The sequence below is a fragment of the Aeromonas popoffii genome (genome assembly GCF_037818705.1).
Taxonomy (GTDB): domain Bacteria; phylum Pseudomonadota; class Gammaproteobacteria; order Enterobacterales; family Aeromonadaceae; genus Aeromonas; species Aeromonas popoffii.
Genome location: NZ_CP149129.1, coordinates 4,599,810 through 4,619,428, shown reverse-complemented (window position 1 = coordinate 4,619,428; position 19,619 = coordinate 4,599,810). Strand labels below are relative to the sequence as shown.

The 19,619-nt window shown below is 60.7% G+C and carries 20 protein-coding genes; 16 read left to right on the top strand and 4 right to left on the bottom strand.

Features of this window, described 5'->3' with window-relative positions; genetic code table 11:
* Window positions 1-121: 121 nt before the first annotated feature.
* From tatA to WJM78_RS21430, 3 genes are all read left to right on the top strand, one after another.
* A complete protein-coding gene (tatA, locus tag WJM78_RS21440) occupies window positions 122-283 on the top strand; it encodes a twin-arginine translocase TatA/TatE family subunit (RefSeq protein ID WP_108537235.1) in 162 nt (53 codons plus the stop codon).
* Window positions 284-297: 14 nt separating this feature from the next.
* Entirely contained in the window at window positions 298-594 is a 297-nt protein-coding gene (locus tag WJM78_RS21435; RefSeq protein ID WP_042038018.1) for a YfcZ/YiiS family protein, read from the top strand.
* A gap of 127 nt (window positions 595-721) precedes the next feature.
* Window positions 722-2,146 (top strand): lytic transglycosylase F, encoded by a 1,425-nt coding sequence (locus WJM78_RS21430; RefSeq protein ID WP_212514701.1) that lies wholly within the window; start codon window positions 722-724, stop codon window positions 2,144-2,146.
* A gap of 15 nt (window positions 2,147-2,161) precedes the next feature.
* On the opposite strand, the gene WJM78_RS21425 is transcribed toward WJM78_RS21430, so the two are convergent.
* Window positions 2,162-2,299: a hypothetical protein gene (locus WJM78_RS21425; protein ID WP_339011901.1), complete on the bottom strand. Its 138-nt coding sequence runs from the start codon at window positions 2,297-2,299 to the stop codon at window positions 2,162-2,164.
* A 78-nt stretch (window positions 2,300-2,377) separates the two neighbouring features.
* On the opposite strand from WJM78_RS21425, the gene WJM78_RS21420 reads away from it, so the two are divergent.
* Complete coding sequence (locus WJM78_RS21420) at window positions 2,378-3,631, top strand: phospholipase D family protein (protein ID WP_339011898.1); 1,254 nt, start codon at window positions 2,378-2,380, stop codon at window positions 3,629-3,631.
* A gap of 482 nt (window positions 3,632-4,113) precedes the next feature.
* On the opposite strand, the gene WJM78_RS21415 is transcribed toward WJM78_RS21420, so the two are convergent.
* Window positions 4,114-5,232 (bottom strand): fatty acid desaturase, encoded by a 1,119-nt coding sequence (locus WJM78_RS21415; RefSeq protein ID WP_339011895.1) that lies wholly within the window; start codon window positions 5,230-5,232, stop codon window positions 4,114-4,116.
* Between the two features lie 149 nt (window positions 5,233-5,381).
* On the opposite strand from WJM78_RS21415, the gene fabR reads away from it, so the two are divergent.
* Together fabR and WJM78_RS21405 are read left to right on the top strand one after the other, a co-directional pair.
* Window positions 5,382-6,002 (top strand): HTH-type transcriptional repressor FabR, encoded by a 621-nt coding sequence (gene fabR / locus WJM78_RS21410; RefSeq protein WP_042038011.1) that lies wholly within the window; start codon window positions 5,382-5,384, stop codon window positions 6,000-6,002.
* Between the two features lie 19 nt (window positions 6,003-6,021).
* Window positions 6,022-6,387: a YijD family membrane protein gene (locus WJM78_RS21405; protein ID WP_157013440.1), complete on the top strand. Its 366-nt coding sequence runs from the start codon at window positions 6,022-6,024 to the stop codon at window positions 6,385-6,387.
* A gap of 34 nt (window positions 6,388-6,421) precedes the next feature.
* Here WJM78_RS21405 and WJM78_RS21400 read toward each other — a convergent pair whose 3' ends face one another.
* Both WJM78_RS21400 and rsmD read right to left on the bottom strand, forming a co-directional pair.
* Window positions 6,422-6,736, bottom strand: a complete 315-nt coding sequence (locus WJM78_RS21400; protein ID WP_042038006.1) for a DUF1145 domain-containing protein — start codon at window positions 6,734-6,736, stop codon at window positions 6,422-6,424.
* A gap of 117 nt (window positions 6,737-6,853) precedes the next feature.
* Window positions 6,854-7,483: a 16S rRNA (guanine(966)-N(2))-methyltransferase RsmD gene (gene rsmD, locus WJM78_RS21395; RefSeq protein WP_339011884.1), complete on the bottom strand. Its 630-nt coding sequence runs from the start codon at window positions 7,481-7,483 to the stop codon at window positions 6,854-6,856.
* 110 nt (window positions 7,484-7,593) lie between these two features.
* On the opposite strand from rsmD, the gene ftsY reads away from it, so the two are divergent.
* The 10 genes from ftsY (at window position 7,594) to hutH (ending at window position 19,596) form a co-directional block, all read left to right on the top strand.
* A complete protein-coding gene (gene ftsY, locus WJM78_RS21390) occupies window positions 7,594-9,465 on the top strand; it encodes a signal recognition particle-docking protein FtsY (protein WP_339011881.1) in 1,872 nt (623 codons plus the stop codon).
* 69 nt (window positions 9,466-9,534) lie between these two features.
* The gene (gene ftsE / locus WJM78_RS21385) at window positions 9,535-10,203 is read left to right on the top strand and encodes a cell division ATP-binding protein FtsE (RefSeq protein WP_042038003.1); all 669 of its coding nucleotides are present in this window, start codon (window positions 9,535-9,537) and stop codon (window positions 10,201-10,203) included.
* The gene (gene ftsX / locus WJM78_RS21380) at window positions 10,203-11,156 is read left to right on the top strand and encodes a permease-like cell division protein FtsX (RefSeq protein WP_042038000.1); all 954 of its coding nucleotides are present in this window, start codon (window positions 10,203-10,205) and stop codon (window positions 11,154-11,156) included. Before ftsE ends, ftsX begins: the two co-directional genes overlap by 1 nt.
* 451 nt (window positions 11,157-11,607) lie before the next feature.
* The gene (gene rpoH / locus WJM78_RS21375) at window positions 11,608-12,462 is read left to right on the top strand and encodes an RNA polymerase sigma factor RpoH (protein ID WP_042037999.1); all 855 of its coding nucleotides are present in this window, start codon (window positions 11,608-11,610) and stop codon (window positions 12,460-12,462) included.
* Window positions 12,463-12,587: 125 nt separating this feature from the next.
* Window positions 12,588-13,247 (top strand): carbonate dehydratase, encoded by a 660-nt coding sequence (gene can / locus WJM78_RS21370; RefSeq protein WP_042037997.1) that lies wholly within the window; start codon window positions 12,588-12,590, stop codon window positions 13,245-13,247.
* A gap of 11 nt (window positions 13,248-13,258) precedes the next feature.
* Complete coding sequence (gene hutC, locus WJM78_RS21365; RefSeq protein WP_042037996.1) at window positions 13,259-13,963, top strand: histidine utilization repressor; 705 nt, start codon at window positions 13,259-13,261, stop codon at window positions 13,961-13,963.
* 155 nt (window positions 13,964-14,118) lie between these two features.
* Window positions 14,119-15,354: an imidazolonepropionase gene (gene hutI / locus WJM78_RS21360; protein ID WP_212514705.1), complete on the top strand. Its 1,236-nt coding sequence runs from the start codon at window positions 14,119-14,121 to the stop codon at window positions 15,352-15,354.
* A complete protein-coding gene (hutG, locus tag WJM78_RS21355) occupies window positions 15,347-16,303 on the top strand; it encodes a formimidoylglutamase (protein WP_339011869.1) in 957 nt (318 codons plus the stop codon). The genes hutI and hutG overlap by 8 nt, the downstream gene beginning before the upstream one ends.
* 55 nt (window positions 16,304-16,358) lie before the next feature.
* Entirely contained in the window at window positions 16,359-18,062 is a 1,704-nt protein-coding gene (gene hutU, locus WJM78_RS21350; RefSeq protein ID WP_108536900.1) for a urocanate hydratase, read from the top strand.
* A gap of 1 nt (window position 18,063) precedes the next feature.
* On the top strand, window positions 18,064-19,596 hold the full coding sequence (gene hutH, locus WJM78_RS21345; protein WP_339011865.1) for a histidine ammonia-lyase: 1,533 nt from the start codon (window positions 18,064-18,066) through the stop codon (window positions 19,594-19,596).
* Window positions 19,597-19,619 lie beyond the last annotated feature (23 nt).

Below are 19,619 nucleotides of genomic sequence, written 5' to 3'. Positions count from 1 at the left end.
GGGTCGCCGTATTTTTTTGCGTGATTTATTTGCAAACTTGCACCTGCCTTGATTTTGCCCAACAATCCTTGCGCCTTCTTTTGATACAAACAATCGGTATCTATCAGTCAGGAGTATCCCAGTGGGACTCGGTGGAATTCATATCTGGCATTTGTTGATCCTGCTTGTGGTTGTGGTCGTGGTGTTTGGCAGCAAACGCCTGGCCGGCGCCGGTGAGGATCTGGGCACCGCCATCAGGGATTTTCGTAAAGCCTTGCGTGACGATGAAGTACAGCCGAAATAAGTAGGAGTTGAATGATGTCCGTAGAAGATAAAGTGCAGGAAACCTGTGACAGCTGTGGCTGTTTCGCCGAGATCGGCACCATCATAGGTGAAGGTGACGATGTCATGGATCTGGTGATCGAGGCGGCGGTAGAAGCCGATGCCCGTGCCAAGCTGGCCGCTTATGAGGCACTGGCCAAACAGGTGACTGCCGAAGCCAGCATCAGCAGCGAGCTGAGCCAGGGCGCCAACGGTGTGATCCTGAAAGCCCGCCTGCAGTTCACCTGCACCGCCGAAAAATTGATTTTCGAGATGCGTGCCCGCTCTATCTGAGCCCTGTGATGACACGGCGGGTGCGCCTGCCGTGTTGACCCTTCTGCTGTAGGTCTGCGTTCTATAGTAAGTTATCCCACAGACGGTTTTGCCCGACGCGAGTCGGCCAACAGAAGGCGACCACATAATGAGGCTGCGATGGATCTGGGGCCTGCTGGCCCTCTGGTGTCTTCCTCTGCTGGCGGCGGATCTCAAGCCACAGCGCCTGCCCCAACCCGGGGACCTCGAACATATACTGCAAAAGAAAGAACTCAGGGCCCTGGTGGTCTATGAGCGGGGATTCTTTTTCCTCGACAAGGGGACCCAGCACGGCATCCTGGTCAATCAGCTGCAGGGGTTCGAGCGCTGGCTGAACCAGACCTATCTGGCCAAGGAGAAGATCAAACTCAAGATCATCTACATACCTGTGCGCCAGGACAAGCTGCTGGACTACCTCAGCGAGGGGCGCGGCGATTTGGTGGCGGCCAACATGACGGTGACACCGACCCGGCGCGAGCAGGTGACCTTCTCCGATCCGGTGATCGCCCCCATCGAAGAGTGGGTGGTGAGCCAGCATTCCCTACCGACTTTCAACCGCATCACCCAGCTCTCCGGCAGGCGCATCTGGGTGCGCGCCAGCTCCAGCTATTATGAGAGCCTGCGCCAGCTCAACTGGCTGTTTCGCGAACTGGGGCTGCCGCCCATCTACATAGAGACGGTGCCCGAATACCTGCAGGACGGGGATCTGCTGGAGATGGTAGCGGCCGGCATCATACCGCTCACGGTAACCGACAGTTTCAAGGGGCGCATCTGGCTCGGCATGATCAGCGGCCTGAGAGCTCACAAGCTGATCCCGCTGCGGGACAAGGGCCGCAGTGCCTGGGCGCTGCGCAACAATAGCCCCAAGCTGCTCAAGGCGGTGAACGGTTATCTGGCCGATGCGGGCAAGCGTACCCTCTATAGCGACATGACCCTGCGCGGTTTGCTGGCCCGCAGCGATCAGATGAGCAATATTTTGGCGCCGGATCCTCTGGGGCGGCTGGCGACTATCCGCAAGGTGCTGGAGCAGCAGGCCGACAAGTACGGGTTGGACTGGCTGATGCTGGCGGCGCTGGCTTATAAGGAGTCGGGCCTCAATGCCGGCGTGCGCTCAGAGCGAGGTGCTGTGGGGATCATGCAGCTGTTGCCGAGTACAGGGGGAGAGGTGGGCATTCGTGGAGCCAGGCTCGCCAGCCTGGAGGGCAATGTGGAGGCGGCCTGCCGCTACATGCGACTGATCCTGGATACCTACTTCAACGATCCCGGGCTGGATGTGCTCAACCGCCATCTGTTTGCGCTGGCGGCCTATAATGCCGGTCCGAATCGGGTGCAGGCGATCAGGGCCAAGGCGGAAGCCGCCGGGCTGGATCCGAATGTCTGGTTTGGCAACGTGGAGCAGCTGGTGGCCAACGAGGTCGGCCAGGGGCCCATCAACTACGTCAGTACCATCTACAAGTACTACGTGGCCTATCGCTTCAGCCTGCCGCAGCTGGAGGGCAAGGCAGCCGCCATCGAGGCGGTGGCCCAGCCCTGACGTTCTCTCGCCCGTCTAGACAGGCTGAGTGGGCGGCACAAAGGGCTGATCCCTGTGCTGCAGATACCAGGGGGCCAGCTGGCCGGTCGGCGAGGGATCTGGCTGACTGGCTTGCGGTCGATAGCTGATGGCGGGGCGATCCGTGAGTTCCATGGTAAATTCCTTCATCCACGTTCCAATGAGGTCTGTAGCCAGCGTTATGCCATTTCCCCATGACAGGCAGATGACGCCATGATCCCCGGCGAGTTTGCACTGATTGATCAACCCGAGCTTGCGCTCAAGGTGCGCTGCCAGCTGATCCGCAGCGCCCGCAGCCGGATCCAGGCCCAATACTACAGCTGGGAGGAAGACAGCAGCGGCAAGCTGCTGTTGTCGGAGCTGCTGCACGCGGCCCGGCGCGGGGTGCGGGTACAACTGCTCATCGACGACCTCTATGCTGGCGATAACCGTTTCCTGGAGATGGTGGCCCATCAGCCCGGCATAGAAGTGCGGCTGTTCAACCCCTTTTGGCTGCGGGGCTGGCGTCCGTTGACCCTGTTTCTGGAGGGGATGTTCAGCTTTCGCCGCATCAATCACCGCATGCACAACAAGTTACTGCTGGTGGATGGCAACCAGGCGGTGATCGGCGGTCGCAACATAGGTGACCGCTATTTCGGGCTGGGCGGTACGCCCCAATTCGTCGATCTGGATCTCGCCTGCCGTGGTTTGCTTTGCCAGCAGGCCGAACAGGGCTTCGATCAATTCTGGCGCAGCCGCTGGAGTCACCCGATCCGCCGCTTGCTGCGTCGTCCCTTGGTGCGGGCCGAAGTGGCGGCGGTGAACGACTTTCTGCTTACCCTGACCGATCCGCAGGTGGCGGCCGTCTATGACCTGCCCGCCAGCCTGTTTGACGCTGAGCCTGCCTCCCTGAGCTGGCATCCGGGACAGGCCGAGGTCTGGTTCGACCGGCCAGGCAAGGGGCTGGTGTCGCGGCCGACCACGGCGCCCCTGCTCTGGCGCAAGCTGGCCGACAACCTGGGGAGTCTGAAGTTGGTGAGCCCTTACCTGATCCTGACCCGGGGGCTACGCCGCCGGCTGAGGCAGCAGCGCCGGGCGGGGGTGAGCATAGAGATTCTTACCAACTCCTTGGCCAGCACGGACGTGCCCCTGGTGTATGGCGTCTACCGGCGTCATCGCCCCTGGCTGATACGGCAGGGGATAGCGCTGTCCGAGTTGGAGGGGGAGGGCCTTAGCCTGCACGCCAAGCTGATCCTGATCGGGGAAGGGGAGGCGCTGCTCGGTAGCTTCAATCTGGATCCCCGCTCCCTGATGCTCAACACAGAGCTGATGTTGCACCTGGAGTGCCCCGCGCTCTGCGCCGAGTTGCAGCTGTGGCTGGCGGGGTGGCAGCAGCGGTCGTCCCATTCCGTTGTCGCACCACAGTCGACCCTGCGCCGATTGCTGGCCAGGGTGAGCGACTGGCTGCCGCTGCAGCGCTGGTTGTGAGCGGGTCATGTCTTGTGCGAGATCTCGCAAAGCCTTGTACGCCTTCGAGGATAACGTTTGCCATCCAAAGGCGATGAATGTTTTTATCGTATTGTTTTTCATCAGTTTGTTCAGGTGCAGGAATCCTGAGAGCGTCCAGTTACTTGCATACGCCAATGAATAAAACGGTTTTTTATTTTATTTAACTGCGTAATATTTCAGTTGCAAGGATAAACACGGTGGCTTGTCTGCCGTGTGGAAGAGGGTTGTGAAGAGTACTGGCCGACTGGATTACTCCAGCAGGCACCTGCTTCAGATGGGTAGCGGAAACTCAGGAAACAGGACAGGCACCCGACAGGACCGGATTCCAATATGGAACATGCTATTTGCGAGGGGGTGACATGGAAATGTCACCCCATTTTTTATGGCCCGCTGGCTGAGTCGCTCCCGGAAAAAGACCGCCGGTTGGCGGTCTTTGCTCTGTTCAGCCCGACGGCTCATGATCAGGCGATACCTGCCAGCAGTCGGCTCCAGTTGCGCTTGCTGGCAACGAAGCCATCGTGCAGATTGCGATATTCCAGCTGCAGCTTCAACTTGTCATAGTGGGCCAGCGCCTTGCGCTTGCGCTGTTCCAGCAGGCGCTTGCGGCTGGCGTAGTAGTGCTGTAACTGCTGGCTCAGCTTGTCGTACTCCTCCTGCAACAGTGCCTGCCATAGCTCCCGGTCATCGCGTTTGCGCAACTTGGCCTGCGCCCGTTTGAGCTGCATCTCCAGTCTGGCTTGTTCGATCAGTTCTTCCGGACAGGATCTCAGATCCCGGGTCAGCCCGCACCAGGAGGCGCTGCGGATCAGCCACTTGGTGGGATCGAACTGCCACCAGTGGATGCCGTTGCGATAGTCGTTCTCGAACAGGTGGTGGAAGTTATGATAGCCCTCGCCAAAGGTGAAGAAGGCCAGGATGCCGTTGTCCCGCGCCGTATTGCGGTCGGTAAACGGCTGGCTGCCCCAGATGTGGGCCAGGGAGTTGATGAAGAAGGTGGTGTGGTGGGTCATCACCATGCGCAGCACCCCGGCCAACAGCAGCATGCCGAGCAGATCGCCGTGGACAAGTCCCAGCAGCAGCGGGATCCCCAGGTTGGTGGCCAGGGTCAGCGCCAGATAGTGTTTGTGCTGGAAGACCACGACGGGGTTGTTCTGCAGATCCCGCACGTTGCTGTAATCGTTGTAGATATCGCGCTGGTACTCGCGCAGCATCCAGCCGATGTGGGAGTACCAGAAGCCGCGACCTGCGCTGTAGGGATCCTTCAGGTTGTCATCCACGTGGCGATGGTGACGACGGTGATCGGAAGACCAGTGCTGGGCCGAGTTTTGCAAGGCGAGGGCACCGCCGATGGCGAGGATCCACTGCAGGATCGGGTGGGCCTTGTAGGCTTTGTGCGACCAGAGGCGGTGATAGCCGGCCGTGATGGAGATACCGCTGTAACAGAACAGCAGCAGGAAGCAGCTCCACTGCCAGAGGTCATAGCCATGGGTCATGCCGTACCAGGGCACAGCGATCAGTGCGGTCAACCCGGAGAGGGCAAACAGCAGGGTATTGGTCATGATGATCGGTGGGCGTTCCATCTCACTCGGTTCCTTTCAGCGAACAGCTGTGCGCCATTCTCCACGCAGCCAGAATTCGGGTCAATGGTAAAAAAGTAGGAGACAAACCTGATCACGACTCGGCCTTCGGGTTATCATCTGGCCTCGATAACCTGAAGGTGACTGTTTTCGTGGGTATTCGCGCGCAACAAAAAGAAAAAACCCGGCGTACGCTGATCGATGCTGCGTTCAGTCAACTGTGCGCCAATCGCAGCTTTTCCAACCTCAGCCTGCGGGAAGTAGCGCGGGAGGCGGGTATAGCACCGACCTCTTTCTATCGCCATTTTCGCGACATGGAGGAGCTGGGGCTGACCCTGGTGGATGAAGGTGGCCTGACCCTGCGCCAGTTGATGCGTCAGGCGCGTCAGCGCATCGCCGGCGGCGGCAGCGTCATCAGCACCTCGGTACAGACCTTCATGGAGTTCGTCGAGAACAATCCGAACATCTTCCGGCTGCTGCTGCGTGAGCGTTCCGGTACCTCGGCGGCATTTCGGCAGGCGGTGGCGCGGGAGATACAGCACTTCATCGCCGAGCTGACCGATTACCTCGAAGCCACCACGGGGGCGCCGAGGGAAGAGGCCTACATCCAGGCCGAAGCCATGGTGACCATCGTCTTCAGCGCCGGCGCTGACGCCCTCGACATGACCTGCGAAGAGTGCCGGGCCTTGTCTGATCGCACCATACGCCAGCTGCGCATGATCGCCATGGGTGCCGAGGTTCAGAACCAGAAGCGCCGCCAACCCCTTTCTTAAACCAAGGATGGACACTTCCATGCATGATCAGAATCCGATCCCGAAGAAACCCCTGCTGCTGGCCCTGCTCATTGGCATCTGTTGGGATGCTTCCCTGTCCGTGCTGACCGAGTCGGTGCTCCCCTTCTCCTTCTTCCCCATGATTGCTCTGGTGCTGGCTGCCTATCAGCTCTACCAGCACTATCGTCACGTGTCGCTGGAGGGCAATACACCGCTCTGCATGCTGCTCTGTCTTTTCATCGGCGGCTTCGGCCACTCGGCGCTGGTCAAGGTGCAGTACCCCGAGCTTGGCAGCAACTTCTTCGCGCTCATCATGATGTTGCTGCTGCTGGCTGTGCTGTCGATCAAGCTGGGTATCAGTGTGGGGAAAAAAGAGAAGGAGTGACGCGCACTCCTTCCTGACAGACAGAGGTGCTGTCTTATTCGGCGTTGTTTATCTCTGTGCCATGCTGTTTGGCTTCTATGATGGCTTTGAGTCTGGCGCGGATATCCACCATGCCAAAGACGCCGAATACCAGTATCAGTATGACTTCAAGTTTTGTGACCACGAAATAGGGCTTGCAGGCAGACTTCACCATGCTGGCTTGCACTAGGTGGACCAGGGCGATGAGCAGGCCGCAGATCGGCAAAAGATCATTCAGCTTGCCAGGTAGCGGAGCCACCAGACTGACCAGCACGCCTAACCAGAAGAACAGGGTCAGCCCCATCGCCAACAGAGTAAATACCCGCTTCATCGTTTACCTCCCGTAGATAGAGTTGATAGCAGACCTGACCGGCCTGCTTGTCCTTGAGCCGTTGCCCAAATTGACGGGGAGGGGCACAGCGCCGATTTCCCCCCGCCCACCCGGTATTTAAACCGCAGCGTCATTCCTGGTGTCCCGCAAATAGAGTTGATAGCAGACCTGGCCGGCCTGCTTGTCCTTGAGCCGTTGCCAGCTGGCGGGCAGTGCCAGATCCGCCATCTCCTTCTCCCGCTCCAGATAGATGAGGGCATCCTTTGCCAGCCAGCCGCGCTGCTCCAGTAGCTCGCACACTTGGGGCAGCAGCTCGCGCCGAAACGGCGGATCGAGAAACACCAGATCGAACGGCGTGGCCGGACCTTGCAGCCAGCTGACGGCATCGGACTGGATCACCTGCCCCTGGCTGCTGCCGAGGGCAGCCAGATTCTTTTTGATCTGGTCGGCGGCGCTCTTGTCCATTTCGATCAGGGTCACCTGCTCGGCATAGCGCGACAGCGCCTCCAGCCCCAGACCGCCGCTGCCGGCGAACAGATCCAGACAGCGAGTGCCACGGATATGGGGGGCCAGCCAGTTGAAGATGGTCTCTTTGACGCGATCCGTGGTGGGTCTTAGCCCCTCCACATCCTTGACCGGCAATTTGCGGCCTCGCCACTGGCCGCTGATGATTCTGACAAAGCCTGATTTTCCCTGTGGGGCAGGGTTCTTGCTCGGGCTGTTATGGCTGGATTTCACTCTGGGCATCGCGTTTCGTCGTCAGAAAATAAAGTGGTAGTATAAGGCGGTTCATTTTTATGCCGACCCGCCAAGGGACGGCTATCTTAGCAGTCAGCCTTTGATGTGAGTATTTTTAGATGGCAAAAGGTTTGTTTTCCTGGCTGGGTTTCGGCCGCAAGAAAGAAGAGGCTGAGGCTGTCCAACCACAGACACCCCAAGCCACCCCCATTCCCGTTGAGCCTGAGATCGTAGCTCACTCCGCTCCCGTTTCCCATACTACGCCGGTAGTGCCCCCCGAATTGCCCGTCAGCGCACAGAATGATCTCCTGCCTGCTGGCGCTGCGCACCATGATGATTGCTGTACCCCCACCGAACTGGACGCAGGTCCGCTGGTGGTGGAAGAGTGTGCCTCCGAGCTGGAGCCCGTCATCGTCAATGAACTGCTGATCGAGCAGGAGAGTGCCGAGGCAGAGGCTGCCGAAGTCGCCCGCATCGCCGCCGAGGCACAAGCTGCCGAAGCTGCCCGCATCGCCGCCGAGGCACAAGCTGCCGAAGCTGCCCGCATTGCCGCCGAGGCAGAGGCTGCCGAAGCTGCCCGCATTGCCGCCGAGGCACAAGCTGCCGAAGCTGCTCGTATCGCTGCCGAGGCACAAGCTGCCGAAGCTGCTCGTATCGCTGCCGAGGCACAAGCTGCTGAAGCTGCCCGCATTGCCGCCGAAGCCGAGGCTGCTGAAGCCGCTCGTATCGCCGCTGAGGCGCAGGCTGCCGAAGCTGCTCGTATCGCCGCAGAGGCACAAGCTGCAGAAGCCGCCCGTGTTGCCGCCGAGGCAGAGGCTGCTGAAGTCGCCCGTGTCGCCGCCGAGGCACAAGCTGCCGAAGCTGCTCGTATCGCTGCCGAGGCACAAGCTGCGGAAGTCGCCCGCATCGCCGCCGAAGCGCAGGCTGCCGAAGAGGCTCGTCTCGCCAAAGAGGCCCAGAGAGCGGAAGATCTTCGCCTGGTCGCCGAGATGGAGGCTGACGCCGCCGCATTGGCTGCCCTGCCGCTGGCCGCCAAGGTGGATGATGATACCCAGGACAAGCCGCAGCGGGAGGGCTTCTTTGCCCGCCTTAAACGCAGTCTGGTGCGCACCAAGGAGAACATTGGCTCCGGTTTCTTCGGTCTGTTCCGTGGCAAGAAGATCGACGATGAGCTGTTTGAAGAGCTGGAGACCCAGCTGCTGACTGCCGATCTGGGCGTCGATACCACACGCCGCATCATAGATGGCCTGGTGCAGCATGCGGATCGCAAACAGCTCAAGGATGCCGAGGCGCTCTACGGCCTGCTCAAGCAGGACATGGGCGCTATGCTGGCTCAGGTTGAGCAGCCGCTGGTGATCGATACCAGCAAGAAGCCTTACGTGATCCTGATGGTCGGCGTGAACGGCGTCGGCAAGACCACCACCATCGGCAAGCTGGCCAAGCAGTTCCAGGCCGAAGGCAAGAGCGTCATGCTGGCTGCCGGCGATACCTTCCGTGCCGCTGCGGTTGAGCAGCTGCAGGTATGGGGTCAGCGCAACAACATCCCCGTGATCGCCCAGCATACCGGTGCCGACTCCGCCTCCGTCATTTATGACGCCATCGAGGCCGCCCGCTCACGCGGGGCCGACGTGCTGATCGCCGATACCGCTGGTCGCCTGCAAAACAAGAGCAATCTGATGGAAGAGCTCAAGAAGGTGGTGCGGGTGATGAAGAAGCTGGATGAAGAGGCACCCCACCAGGTCATGCTGACCCTGGATGCGGGCACGGGCCAGAACGCCCTCAGCCAGGCCAAGCTGTTCAGCGAGGCGGTGGGGCTGGATGGCATAGTCCTCACCAAGCTGGACGGGACCGCCAAGGGCGGCGTTATCTTCGCGGTGGCCGACAAGTTCCAGATCCCGATCCGCTATATCGGGGTGGGCGAGGGGATCGATGATCTGCGCCCCTTCGTCGCCAACGACTTTATCGAGGCACTGTTCAGTCGCGATGAGTAAGCTCAGGCGTGATGGTAAGCGCCACATGCTCCGACTCAGGTCGGGGCTTGTCAATGTCAGGGATCCGTTATGATTCGTTTCGATAAGGTCAGCAAGGTATACAGCGGCGGCCATCAGGCGTTGCAGAAGGTCAGCTTTCACCTGCGCAAGGGGGAGATGGCCTTCCTGACCGGGCACTCGGGGGCGGGCAAGAGCACTCTCCTCAAACTGATCAGCGTGATGGAGCGGCCGACCGATGGTCGCGTCTTCTTTCATGGCGACGACGTCAGTCATATCAAGCGGGGAGAGATCCCCTATGTGCGCCGCCAGATCGGCATGATATTTCAGGATCACCGGCTGCTGATGGACAGAACCGTATTCGACAACGTGGCGCTGCCGTTGGTGATCGATGGCTACAGCCATGCCGATATCAACAAACGGGTGGCCGCGGCGCTGGACAAGGTAGGGTTGCTCGGCAAGGAACGTTACCAGCCGCGCATGCTCTCCGGTGGTGAACAACAGCGGGTCGGCATCGCTCGTGCCATCGTCAACAAGCCACCGCTGCTGCTGGCGGATGAACCGACCGGCAACCTGGATCCCCAGCTCTCCATGGATATCATGCGGCTGTTCGAGGAGTTCAATCGCTTCGGCGTTTCCGTGCTGATTGCCACCCACGATCTGGGGCTGATCGCTCGCATGCGCTATCGCACGCTGACCCTCAAGGCGGGACGCATGTATTCGGCAGGGGAGGAGCGCTGATGGCTATCGTTCGTCATAAACAACCGCCGCTGCGCCGTTTCATGATGTACTGGGTTGACCACGCCCGTCAGGCCTTCTCCAGTCTGGGCGAGCTGTGGCGCAATCCGCTGGCCTCCCTGATGACGCTGGCAGTGCTTGGCGTCAGCCTGGCGCTGCCCTCCTGCTTCCATGTGCTGCTGAAAAACGCCGAGGTGGTGGAAGGGAGTTGGCAGACCAGCTCCCAGATCTCCCTCTATCTTCGCAAGGATCTGCCCGAGCAGAGCATTCTCGATATGCAGCAGCGGATCCTGCTCTATCCCGAGGTGGAATCCGTCACCTACATGAGCCGGGATGAGTCGCTCAAGGAGTTTCGCGAGATCTCCGGTTTCGGCGATGCGCTCGATTACCTCGACAGCAACCCGCTGCCGCCTGTGCTGAGCGTTATTCCCGATCCCCGCTGGCAGAATCCGGAAGGGGCTGCGGAGCTACTCAACAAGCTGAACAACGAGGATGGCGTCGAGCAGGGCAAGCTGGATCTGCAGTGGCTGACCCGCTTGCAGGGGATCATGAACCTGCTGCGCCACACCATCACAGGTATCGCCGTGCTGCTGCTCTCCGCCGTGCTGCTGATCGTCGGTAATACCCTGCGCCTGAACATCCTTAACCAGCGATCCGAGATCGAGGTTCTCAAGCTGGTGGGGGCGACCGATGCCTTCATTCATCGTCCCTTCCTTTATACCGGCATCTGGTTCGGGGTCATCGGCGGCATGTTGGCCTGGTGGCTGACCGAGGTGATGGTGATCTGGAGCGAGGGTGTGGTGAAGGAGCTGGCCGGGCTCTACAACAGTCATTTCCGGCTAGTCGGCATGGGTGCGGTGGATGGGATTAATCTGATTCTGCTTGGGGCTCTACTGGGGTTGATCGCTTCCTGGTTCTCGGTCCATCGCCACATTCGCGACATAGAACCATCCTGATTAATTTATCAGCATTTTAAAGCGCTGGATTTTGAGATACGGATCAAGTAAAAGAGTGGCCGTTTCTGGCATGGACAGCGTTCTGAGGGTAATCTGAACGAAACCGATCTTCGGGATCTTCTCTGGATCCTGCGAACCTTCTGATTTATAAGCAGTCTACAAGCGCTGAAGAACTTATACGGGTGTGGCCCTCTGCCTTGCTCGTCTGACTTGGCAAGCATGTGAAGGTTGCGAGCTCCGCAACAATGGACTTAGCATGCTACTTTTCGGGGGTCCTTGATTGTGACCCCCTTTTTTTGACTGTTCATTCATGATTCATCCTGCCGGCCTAAGATAAACGCGGTTCAGACATGCCCACTATGTTTGATACAGGCCGCAGAATGGCGTCCGGTCAGTAGACAGTCCCTCTCAGGGTGTTAGACTGATTCGATTGAAAAGAAAGAGGTAGAACATGGGAACTTCATTGCAACGCACTATGGCTCTGATTCCGCAAGGTAGTCTGGAAGGCTATACCCAGGCAGTTAACTCGATTCCTGTGCTGACCGCAGAGGAAGAGCGTGAGCTGGCTGAGCGTTTGCAGCAGGGCGGTGATCTCGAGGCTGCCCGTCAGCTGGTCATGTCGCACCTGCGTTTTGTCGTTCACGTCGCCAAGAGTTATGCCGGTTACGGTCTGCCCCAGGCTGATCTGGTTCAGGAAGGCAACATAGGCCTGATGAAGGCCGTCAAGCGCTTCGACCCGACCGTCGGGGTACGGCTTGTCTCCTTCGCCGTGCACTGGATCAAGGCCGAGATCCACGAGTATGTCCTGCGCAACTGGCGCATGGTCAAGGTGGCGACCACCAAAGCTCAGCGCAAACTCTTCTTCAACCTGCGCAAATCCAAGAAGCGTCTGGGCTGGTTCAGCCATGACGAAGTGCAGGCCGTCGCCGCCGAGTTGGGCGTTTCCCCGACCGATGTGACCGAGATGGAAGCACGTATGAGCAACTACGATCAGGCGTTCGATCTGGTCGGTGATGATGAAGACGAAGGCGGCTTTGCCCCGGTTCATTATCTGGAAGACAAATCGTCTGATCTGGCGGCCACCATAGAGAATGACAACTGGGATGACCATGCGACCCGTCGCCTGAGCTCGGCCCTTGCCACTCTGGATGAGCGCAGTCAGCACATCATCCGCGCCCGCTGGCTCGATGATGACAGCAAGACCACCCTGCAGGAGCTGGCCGACACCTATGGTGTCTCTGCCGAGCGGGTGCGCCAGCTTGAGAAAAACGCACTCAAGAAGCTGAAAGACGCCATGGAGGCCTGATGCTTCCCCCACAAAAACAGGGCCTGATGGCCCTGTTTTTGTTTCGCGAGTATCTGGTCGGCCTTGCCTTGGTTACCCTTGTCTATGTTATGTTGCCGCCACAGCCACAGTAGGGAGAGCAGATAGTGAAACTGTTGAACGACCTGTTTACCAACAACCGCGAGTGGGCGGAACGGATCAAGGCCGAGGACCCGAATTTCTTCGCTACCCTCTCCGCCCAGCAGGCCCCTGAATACCTCTGGATCGGTTGCTCCGACAGCCGGGTTCCCGCCAACCAGCTGATGGGCTTGCTACCGGGGGATGTTTTCGTCCACCGCAACGTCGCCAATCTGGTGGTGCACACCGACTTCAACTGCCTCTCGGTGCTGCAATACGCGGTCGAGGTGCTCAAGGTGAAACACATCATCATCTGCGGTCACTATGGTTGTGGTGGCGTCAAGGCGGCGATGCAGAATCAGGAGCTGGGGCTCATCGACAACTGGTTGCGCAATATCAAGGATGTCTATTTCAAGTATGGTGAACAGCTGGATGCCATCGAAGATGAGCACGAGCGTTTCGATTACCTGTGCGAGCTGAACGTGGCCGAGCAGGTAGCCAACGTCTGCCACACCACCATCATCCAGAATGCCTGGCGCAAGGGGCAGGAGCTGGCGGTGCACGGCTGGATCTATGGCATCAAGGATGGTCTGTTGCACGATCTGGATCTCTGCATCAGCGGGCCGGAGCAGATCCCCGATGTTTATCGCGCCTGGCCGGACATGCGTCCGCCCCACCGCCGTCGCTGAGGAACCTGCCGTTGGCACCAGCCCTTTATCTCCAGATCAAGCAGCACATCCTGGACGGGATCCGCGAACGCCGCTATCAGGCGGGGGACCGGATCCCGACCGAGGCCGCGCTGTGCGAGCAGTTCACCGTGAGCCGGATGACGGTCAACAAGGCGCTGCGCGAGCTGGTGGCCGAGGGTTGGCTGGTGCGTACCGCCGGCTCTGGCAGCTTTGTGGCGGACAGGCGCACCGAGTCGCCTTTGCTGGCCATTCGCAACATAGCCGACGAGATCGCCGAGCGCGGTAGCCAGTACAGCGCCCGAGTGATCCGGCTGCAACGCCAGGCCGCCGACGAGAAGGTGGCGGTCCAGCTCGGGCTGAGAGTCGGCGCTGCCATCTTCCACAGTCTCATCGTCCATCAGGCCGATGGGGAGCCGCTGCAACTGGAGGAGCGCTTTGTCGATGCCGAGCGTCTGCCCGGTTATGGCGAGCAGGATTTTACTCAACAGACCCCGAATCGCTACCTGATGGACGTCTGTCCTCTCTCCGAGATGGAGCATGTGGTAGAGGCTGTGTTACCGAGTGCCGGTGAAGCTGGTCTGCTACAGGTGCGGGTCGATACCCCCTGCCTGTTGCTGCACCGCCGTACCTGGTCGGAAGGTTATCTGGTCTCCTATGCCCGCCTGCTCTCGCCGGGTTCTCGCTACAAGCTGAGCTCCAAGACCAGCCTCAGTTAATTGTATATACATATCTTTTTAACGGAGCCCACCTCATGGTGGGCTTTTTTGTGCTTAACATCTAATTACAGCGCTGTTATCAAGATGTGAATTTGATCCTTTCTTTCCTGACAAAGATCGGATATAAATTAATGTATATACATTTAGAGGTCGGTATGAACAAGGAACTGTTGAACTGCGAGCGGGTCTGGCTCAACGTGACACCCGCCACCCTGCGCCCCGATCTGGCGGACTACGGTCTGCTGGAACCCCACGCCCTCGGCGTTCATGAAGGCAAGATCCACGCCCTGGTGCCCATGCAGGATCTCAAAGGCCCTTATCCCGCCCACTGGCAGGACATGAAGGGCAAGTTGGTGACGCCCGGCCTCATCGACTGTCACACCCATCTCATCTTCGCCGGCAGCCGGGCCGAAGAGTTTGAGCTGCGCCAGAAAGGGGTGCCCTATGCCGAGATCGCCCGTAAGGGCGGCGGCATTCTCAGTACGGTGCGGGCCACCCGTGCCGCCAGCGAGGAGCAGCTGTTCACGTTGGCGGCAGCCAGGATCAGGTCGCTGATCCGGGAAGGGGTCACCACAGTGGAGATCAAGTCCGGCTACGGCCTCACTCTGGATGATGAGCTCAAGATGTTGCGGGTTGCCCGCCGACTGGGGGAGGCGCTGCCCATTCGGGTCAAGACCACACTGCTGGCTGCCCATGCGGTGCCGCCTGAATATCGTGACGATCCCGACTCCTGGGTCGAGACCATCTGCCAGGAGATCATCCCGGCGGCGGCCGAGGCAGGCTTGGCCGATGCGGTGGACGTCTTCTGCGAGCACATCGGCTTCTCGCTGGCCCAGACCGAGCAGGTTTATCTGGCCGCGGATCAATACGGTCTGGCGGTGAAGGGCCACATGGAGCAGCTCTCCAATCTGGGGGGCAGTGCGCTGGCCGCCAACTTTGGCGCCCTGTCGGTGGATCATCTGGAGCATCTGGATCAGGAAGGGATCCAGGCGCTGGCCCACCGCGGCGTGGTCGCCACCCTGCTGCCCACCGCATTTTATTTCCTGAAAGAGACCAAATTGCCCCCTGTTGCAGCCCTGCGCAAGGCCCATGTGCCCATGGCGGTCTCCTCCGACATCAACCCGGGCACTGCCCCCATTGTGTCGCTGCGCATGGCCATGAACATGGCCTGTACCCTGTTCGGTCTGACACCGGTCGAGGCCATGGTCGGGGTGACCCGCAACGCCGCCCGCGCGCTCGGCGAGCAGGAGCGTTTGGGGCAGTTGAGAGTCGGCATGTTGGCGGATTTCCTGGTCTGGAACTGCGCGCACCCGGCCGAGCTGAGTTACCTCATTGGCGTCGATCAGCTGGTGAGCCGTATCGTCAACGGCGAGGAGACGCTGCATGGATAAGTTCAGCCAGCCCCATATGTCGGTTTGGCAGGGGCGTCAGGATCCGGAAGATGGCGAACTTGCCCTGCGTTGGCACGACAGGGTGCAACCCTGGCAAGCCACCGGGGCGGGTGGTGATGATGCCGCCCCCGGCATCGCTCTGGTGGGCTTTGCCTGCGACGAGGGGGTGCGCCGCAACAAGGGGCGCGCGGGGGCAGCCGGCGCACCGCTGGCGATCCGCAAGCTGCTGGCCAACAGTGCCTGGCATCTGAGCAAACCTGTCTATGATACCGGCGATGTGGGCTGCGACGACGGCGATCTCGATGCCGCTCATGCCCGTCTGGCCGAGCGGGTGGCAAGCCTGCTGGATGAAGGCCACTTCCCGCTGGTGTTGGGGGGCGGCCATGAGGTGGCGTTCGGCAGCTGGAGCGGTCTCAACCGTCATCTGGCTGGCCAGGGCCGGGTTGGCATCATCAACTTCGATGCCCACTTCGATCTGCGCATGAAGCAAGATCAGGCCAGCTCAGGTACTCCCTTCTTCCAGATCGCCGAGCAGTGCGCTGCCCAAGGCACGCCATTTCACTACGCCTGTCTCGGGGTGGCCGAGACCGCCAACACCCAGGCCCTGTTTGCCCGGGCCGATGAGCTGAGGGTCTGGTATGCGCTGGATGAGGCCATGACCCTGGTCGAATTGCCCGAGCTTCTGAACGGGCTGGATGGCTTTATCGCCCGCTGCGATCACCTCTATCTGACCATCGATCTCGACGTCTTGCCCGGCGCAGTGATGCCGGGGGTGAGCGCCCCCGCCGCTCGCGGCGTCGAGCTGGCGGTCATCGAACCCCTGATCGCCCATATCCGGGCCAGCGGCAAGCTGCGGCTCGCCGATTTGGCCGAGTACAACCCGAACCTGGATCAGGATAACCGCAGCGCCCGCGTGGCCGCCCGGCTGGTCCATCAGTTAACCAAGTAGCTGCCTGCCGAAGGCAGGTCGCCATGCTGCTGCATTGATAAAACAAGGAGTGTGTATGTCTGAGCAACACCTGGATCCCCGTCAGGATCCGAGCCGGGTCATCCGATCCCCCCGTGGTACCGCGCTGACCGCGAAAAGCTGGCTCACAGAAGCGCCGTTGCGGATGCTGATGAACAACCTGGATCCGGAAGTCGCCGAGCATCCCCAATCCCTGGTGGTGTATGGCGGTATCGGCCGCGCCGCCCGCAACTGGGCCTGCTACGACAAGATTGTCGAGGTGCTGACCCGGCTCGAGGAAGACGAGACCCTGCTGGTGCAATCGGGCAAGCCGGTCGGTGTGTTCCAGACCCACAAGGATGCGCCTCGGGTGCTGATCGCCAACTCAAATCTGGTGCCGCACTGGGCCAACTGGGAACACTTCAACGAGCTCGATAAGAAGGGCTTGATGATGTATGGCCAGATGACGGCGGGCTCCTGGATCTACATAGGCACCCAGGGAATCGTGCAGGGCACCTACGAGACGTTCTTCGCAGTGGCGAACCAGCATTTCAACGGCGAGCCTGCGGGCCGCTGGATCCTGACCGGTGGTCTGGGTGGCATGGGCGGCGCCCAGCCGCTGGCCGCCACCATGGCCGGTTTCTCGATGATCGCCGTCGAGTGCGACGAGACTCGCATCGATTTTCGCCTCAAGACCCGCTACGTGGACAAGAAGGCCCACAGCCTGGATGAGGCGCTGGCCATGGTCGAGGAGGCCAAACAGGGCGGCACTGCCGTCTCGGTCGGCCTGCTCGGCAACGCCGCCGATGTCTTTGCCGAGCTGGTGGCCCGTGGCATCACCCCGGATGTGGTCACCGACCAGACCTCCGCTCACGATCCGATCCACGGCTACCTGCCCCAGGGCTGGAGCGTCGCTCAGTGGCGCGAGTTGCAAAAATCCGCGCCCCAGGAGGTTAACCAGGCGGCCCGCCACTCCATGGCGCGCCAGGTGGAAGCCATGTTGACCCTGCAATCCCGTGGCGCTGCCACGCTTGATTACGGCAACAACATCCGCCAGATGGCGCTGGAGGAGGGGGTCAAGAATGCGTTCGACTTCCCCGGCTTCGTGCCTGCCTACATTCGCCCGCTGTTCTGCGAGGGGATTGGCCCCTTCCGCTGGGTGGCGCTCTCCGGCGATCCGGAAGACATCTACAAGACGGATCAGAAAGTCAAAGAGTTGATCCCGGACGATCCCCATCTGCACAACTGGCTCGACATGGCCCGCGAGCGCATCGCCTTCCAGGGTCTGCCAGCACGGATCTGCTGGGTCGGCGTCAAGGATCGGGTGCGTCTGGGCCTGGCGTTTAACGAGATGGTGAAAAATGGCGAGCTCAAGGCGCCCGTGGTCATTGGCCGCGACCACCTGGACTCTGGCTCGGTGGCGAGCCCGAACCGTGAAACCGAAGCCATGATGGATGGCTCAGACGCCGTTTCCGACTGGCCGCTGCTCAACGCCCTGCTCAATACCGCCGGTGGTGCGACCTGGGTTTCCCTGCACCACGGTGGTGGTGTGGGTATGGGCTTCTCCCAGCACTCGGGCGTGGTGATCGTCTGTGATGGCACAGAGGATGCCGCCAGGCGTGTTGGCCGCGTGCTGCGCAACGATCCGGCTACCGGTGTGATGCGCCATGCGGATGCGGGTTACGAGATTGCGATTAACTGTGCCCATGAGGCGAAACTGGATCTGCCGATGCTGACCGCAGCGGACAAAGGGGCTAAATAAGATGTTTGAACTCAATCTGTTACCGGGCAAGCTCTGCCTCAACACCCTGCGTCGTGTCAGCCGCGAGCCGGTTCATATCAGCCTGGCCCCGGCCGCCCTGCCGGGGATCCACGCCTCCGCAGCCGTGGTCACCAAGGTGATCGAGCAGAACCGAGTGGTGTACGGCATCAACACCGGCTTTGGCCTGTTGGCCAACACCCGCATCCCGGTGGAGCAGCTCGACGAATTGCAGCGCTCCATCGTGCTCTCCCACGCGGCTGGCATCGGCACTTACATGGATGACGCCACAGTGCGGCTGATGATGGTGCTCAAGGTCAACTCCCTGGCGCGGGGCTTCTCCGGCATCCGCTTGACGGTACTTGAGGCGCTGATGGCACTCATCAACGCCGAAGTCTATCCGGTAGTGCCGAAGAAGGGCTCCGTCGGCGCCTCCGGCGATCTGGCACCGCTGGCCCACATGAGCTGTCTGCTGATCGGGGAGGGCAAAGCCCGCCACAAGGGCGAGTTGATGGACGCCGCCACGGCGCTGAAGATCGCGGGCCTCGAGCCTATCGCTCTGGCACCGAAGGAGGGACTGGCGCTGCTCAATGGCACCCAGGCCAGCACGGCGTTCGCGCTGGAAGGCCTGTTCCATGCCGAGGATCTGTTCGCCGGCGCTATCACTATCGGCGCCATGAGCGTGGAGGCGGCGCTGGGCAGTCGTCGTCCGTTCGATGCCCGCATCCATGAGGTGCGTGGTCAGCGCGGTCAGATCGATGCGGCGGCTTGCTATCGTCACCTGCTGGTGGATGGCAGCGAGATCGGCATGTCTCATCACAGCTGCGAGAAGGTGCAGGACCCCTACTCGTTGCGCTGCCAGCCCCAGGTGATGGGGGCCTGTCTGGCCCAGATCCGCCACGCCGCCGAGGTGCTGGTGTGCGAGGCCAATGCGGTTTCCGACAACCCGCTGGTGTTTGCCGAGGATGAGGAGATCCTCTCCGGCGGTAACTTCCACGCCGAGCCCGTGGCCTTCGCCGCCGACAACCTGGCACTGGCCATCGCCGAAATCGGGTCGCTCTCCGAGCGCCGCATGGCGCTGCTGATCGACTCCCGCATGTCGGGCCTGCCCGCCTTCTTGGTCAACAACGGCGGCGTCAACTCCGGCTTTATGATCGCTCAGGTCACCTCGGCGGCGCTCGCCTCCGAGAACAAGAGCCTGGCTCATCCCGCCTCGGTGGACAGCTTGCCCACCTCCGCCAACCAGGAGGATCACGTCTCCATGGCCACCTTCGCCGCTCGCCGGCTGGCGGACATGGCGGAGAACACCCGTGGTATCCTGGCGGTGGAGCTGCTGGCTGCGGCCCAGGGGCTCGATTTTCGGGCGCCGCTGCGTAGTACCGAGCTTATCGAACTGGCCAAGGGACGGCTGCGGGCAGAGGTGAGCTTCTACGACAAGGACAGGTATTTTTCGCCGGATATCGAAGCGGCTGCCGCCCTGCTGGGCCGCGCCAGCTACAACGACCTGATCCCGGCCGGGGTGCTGCCCAGCCTGTAAGGGGTTATCCGCCCATAACAAAA

What these genes read in the sequence shown, in the direction of transcription:
- hutU (WP_108536900.1), top strand. Translation starts at nt 16,359, where the DNA reads ATGTCTGAGCAACACCTGGATCCCCGTCAGGATCCGAGCCGGGTCATC.
- WJM78_RS21415 (WP_339011895.1), bottom strand. Translation starts at nt 5,232, where the DNA reads ATGGAACGCCCACCGATCATCATGACCAATACCCTGCTGTTTGCCCTC.
- ftsY (WP_339011881.1), top strand. Translation starts at nt 7,594, where the DNA reads ATGGCAAAAGGTTTGTTTTCCTGGCTGGGTTTCGGCCGCAAGAAAGAA.
- ftsE (WP_042038003.1), top strand. Translation starts at nt 9,535, where the DNA reads ATGATTCGTTTCGATAAGGTCAGCAAGGTATACAGCGGCGGCCATCAG.
- hutH (WP_339011865.1), top strand. Translation starts at nt 18,064, where the DNA reads ATGTTTGAACTCAATCTGTTACCGGGCAAGCTCTGCCTCAACACCCTG.
- hutI (WP_212514705.1), top strand. Translation starts at nt 14,119, where the DNA reads ATGAACAAGGAACTGTTGAACTGCGAGCGGGTCTGGCTCAACGTGACA.
- hutG (WP_339011869.1), top strand. Translation starts at nt 15,347, where the DNA reads ATGGATAAGTTCAGCCAGCCCCATATGTCGGTTTGGCAGGGGCGTCAG.
- WJM78_RS21430 (WP_212514701.1), top strand. Translation starts at nt 722, where the DNA reads ATGAGGCTGCGATGGATCTGGGGCCTGCTGGCCCTCTGGTGTCTTCCT.
- rsmD (WP_339011884.1), bottom strand. Translation starts at nt 7,483, where the DNA reads ATGCCCAGAGTGAAATCCAGCCATAACAGCCCGAGCAAGAACCCTGCC.
- ftsX (WP_042038000.1), top strand. Translation starts at nt 10,203, where the DNA reads ATGGCTATCGTTCGTCATAAACAACCGCCGCTGCGCCGTTTCATGATG.
- WJM78_RS21425 (WP_339011901.1), bottom strand. Translation starts at nt 2,299, where the DNA reads ATGGAACTCACGGATCGCCCCGCCATCAGCTATCGACCGCAAGCCAGT.
- WJM78_RS21405 (WP_157013440.1), top strand. Translation starts at nt 6,022, where the DNA reads ATGCATGATCAGAATCCGATCCCGAAGAAACCCCTGCTGCTGGCCCTG.
- WJM78_RS21400 (WP_042038006.1), bottom strand. Translation starts at nt 6,736, where the DNA reads ATGAAGCGGGTATTTACTCTGTTGGCGATGGGGCTGACCCTGTTCTTC.
- WJM78_RS21435 (WP_042038018.1), top strand. Translation starts at nt 298, where the DNA reads ATGTCCGTAGAAGATAAAGTGCAGGAAACCTGTGACAGCTGTGGCTGT.
- WJM78_RS21420 (WP_339011898.1), top strand. Translation starts at nt 2,378, where the DNA reads ATGATCCCCGGCGAGTTTGCACTGATTGATCAACCCGAGCTTGCGCTC.
- rpoH (WP_042037999.1), top strand. Translation starts at nt 11,608, where the DNA reads ATGGGAACTTCATTGCAACGCACTATGGCTCTGATTCCGCAAGGTAGT.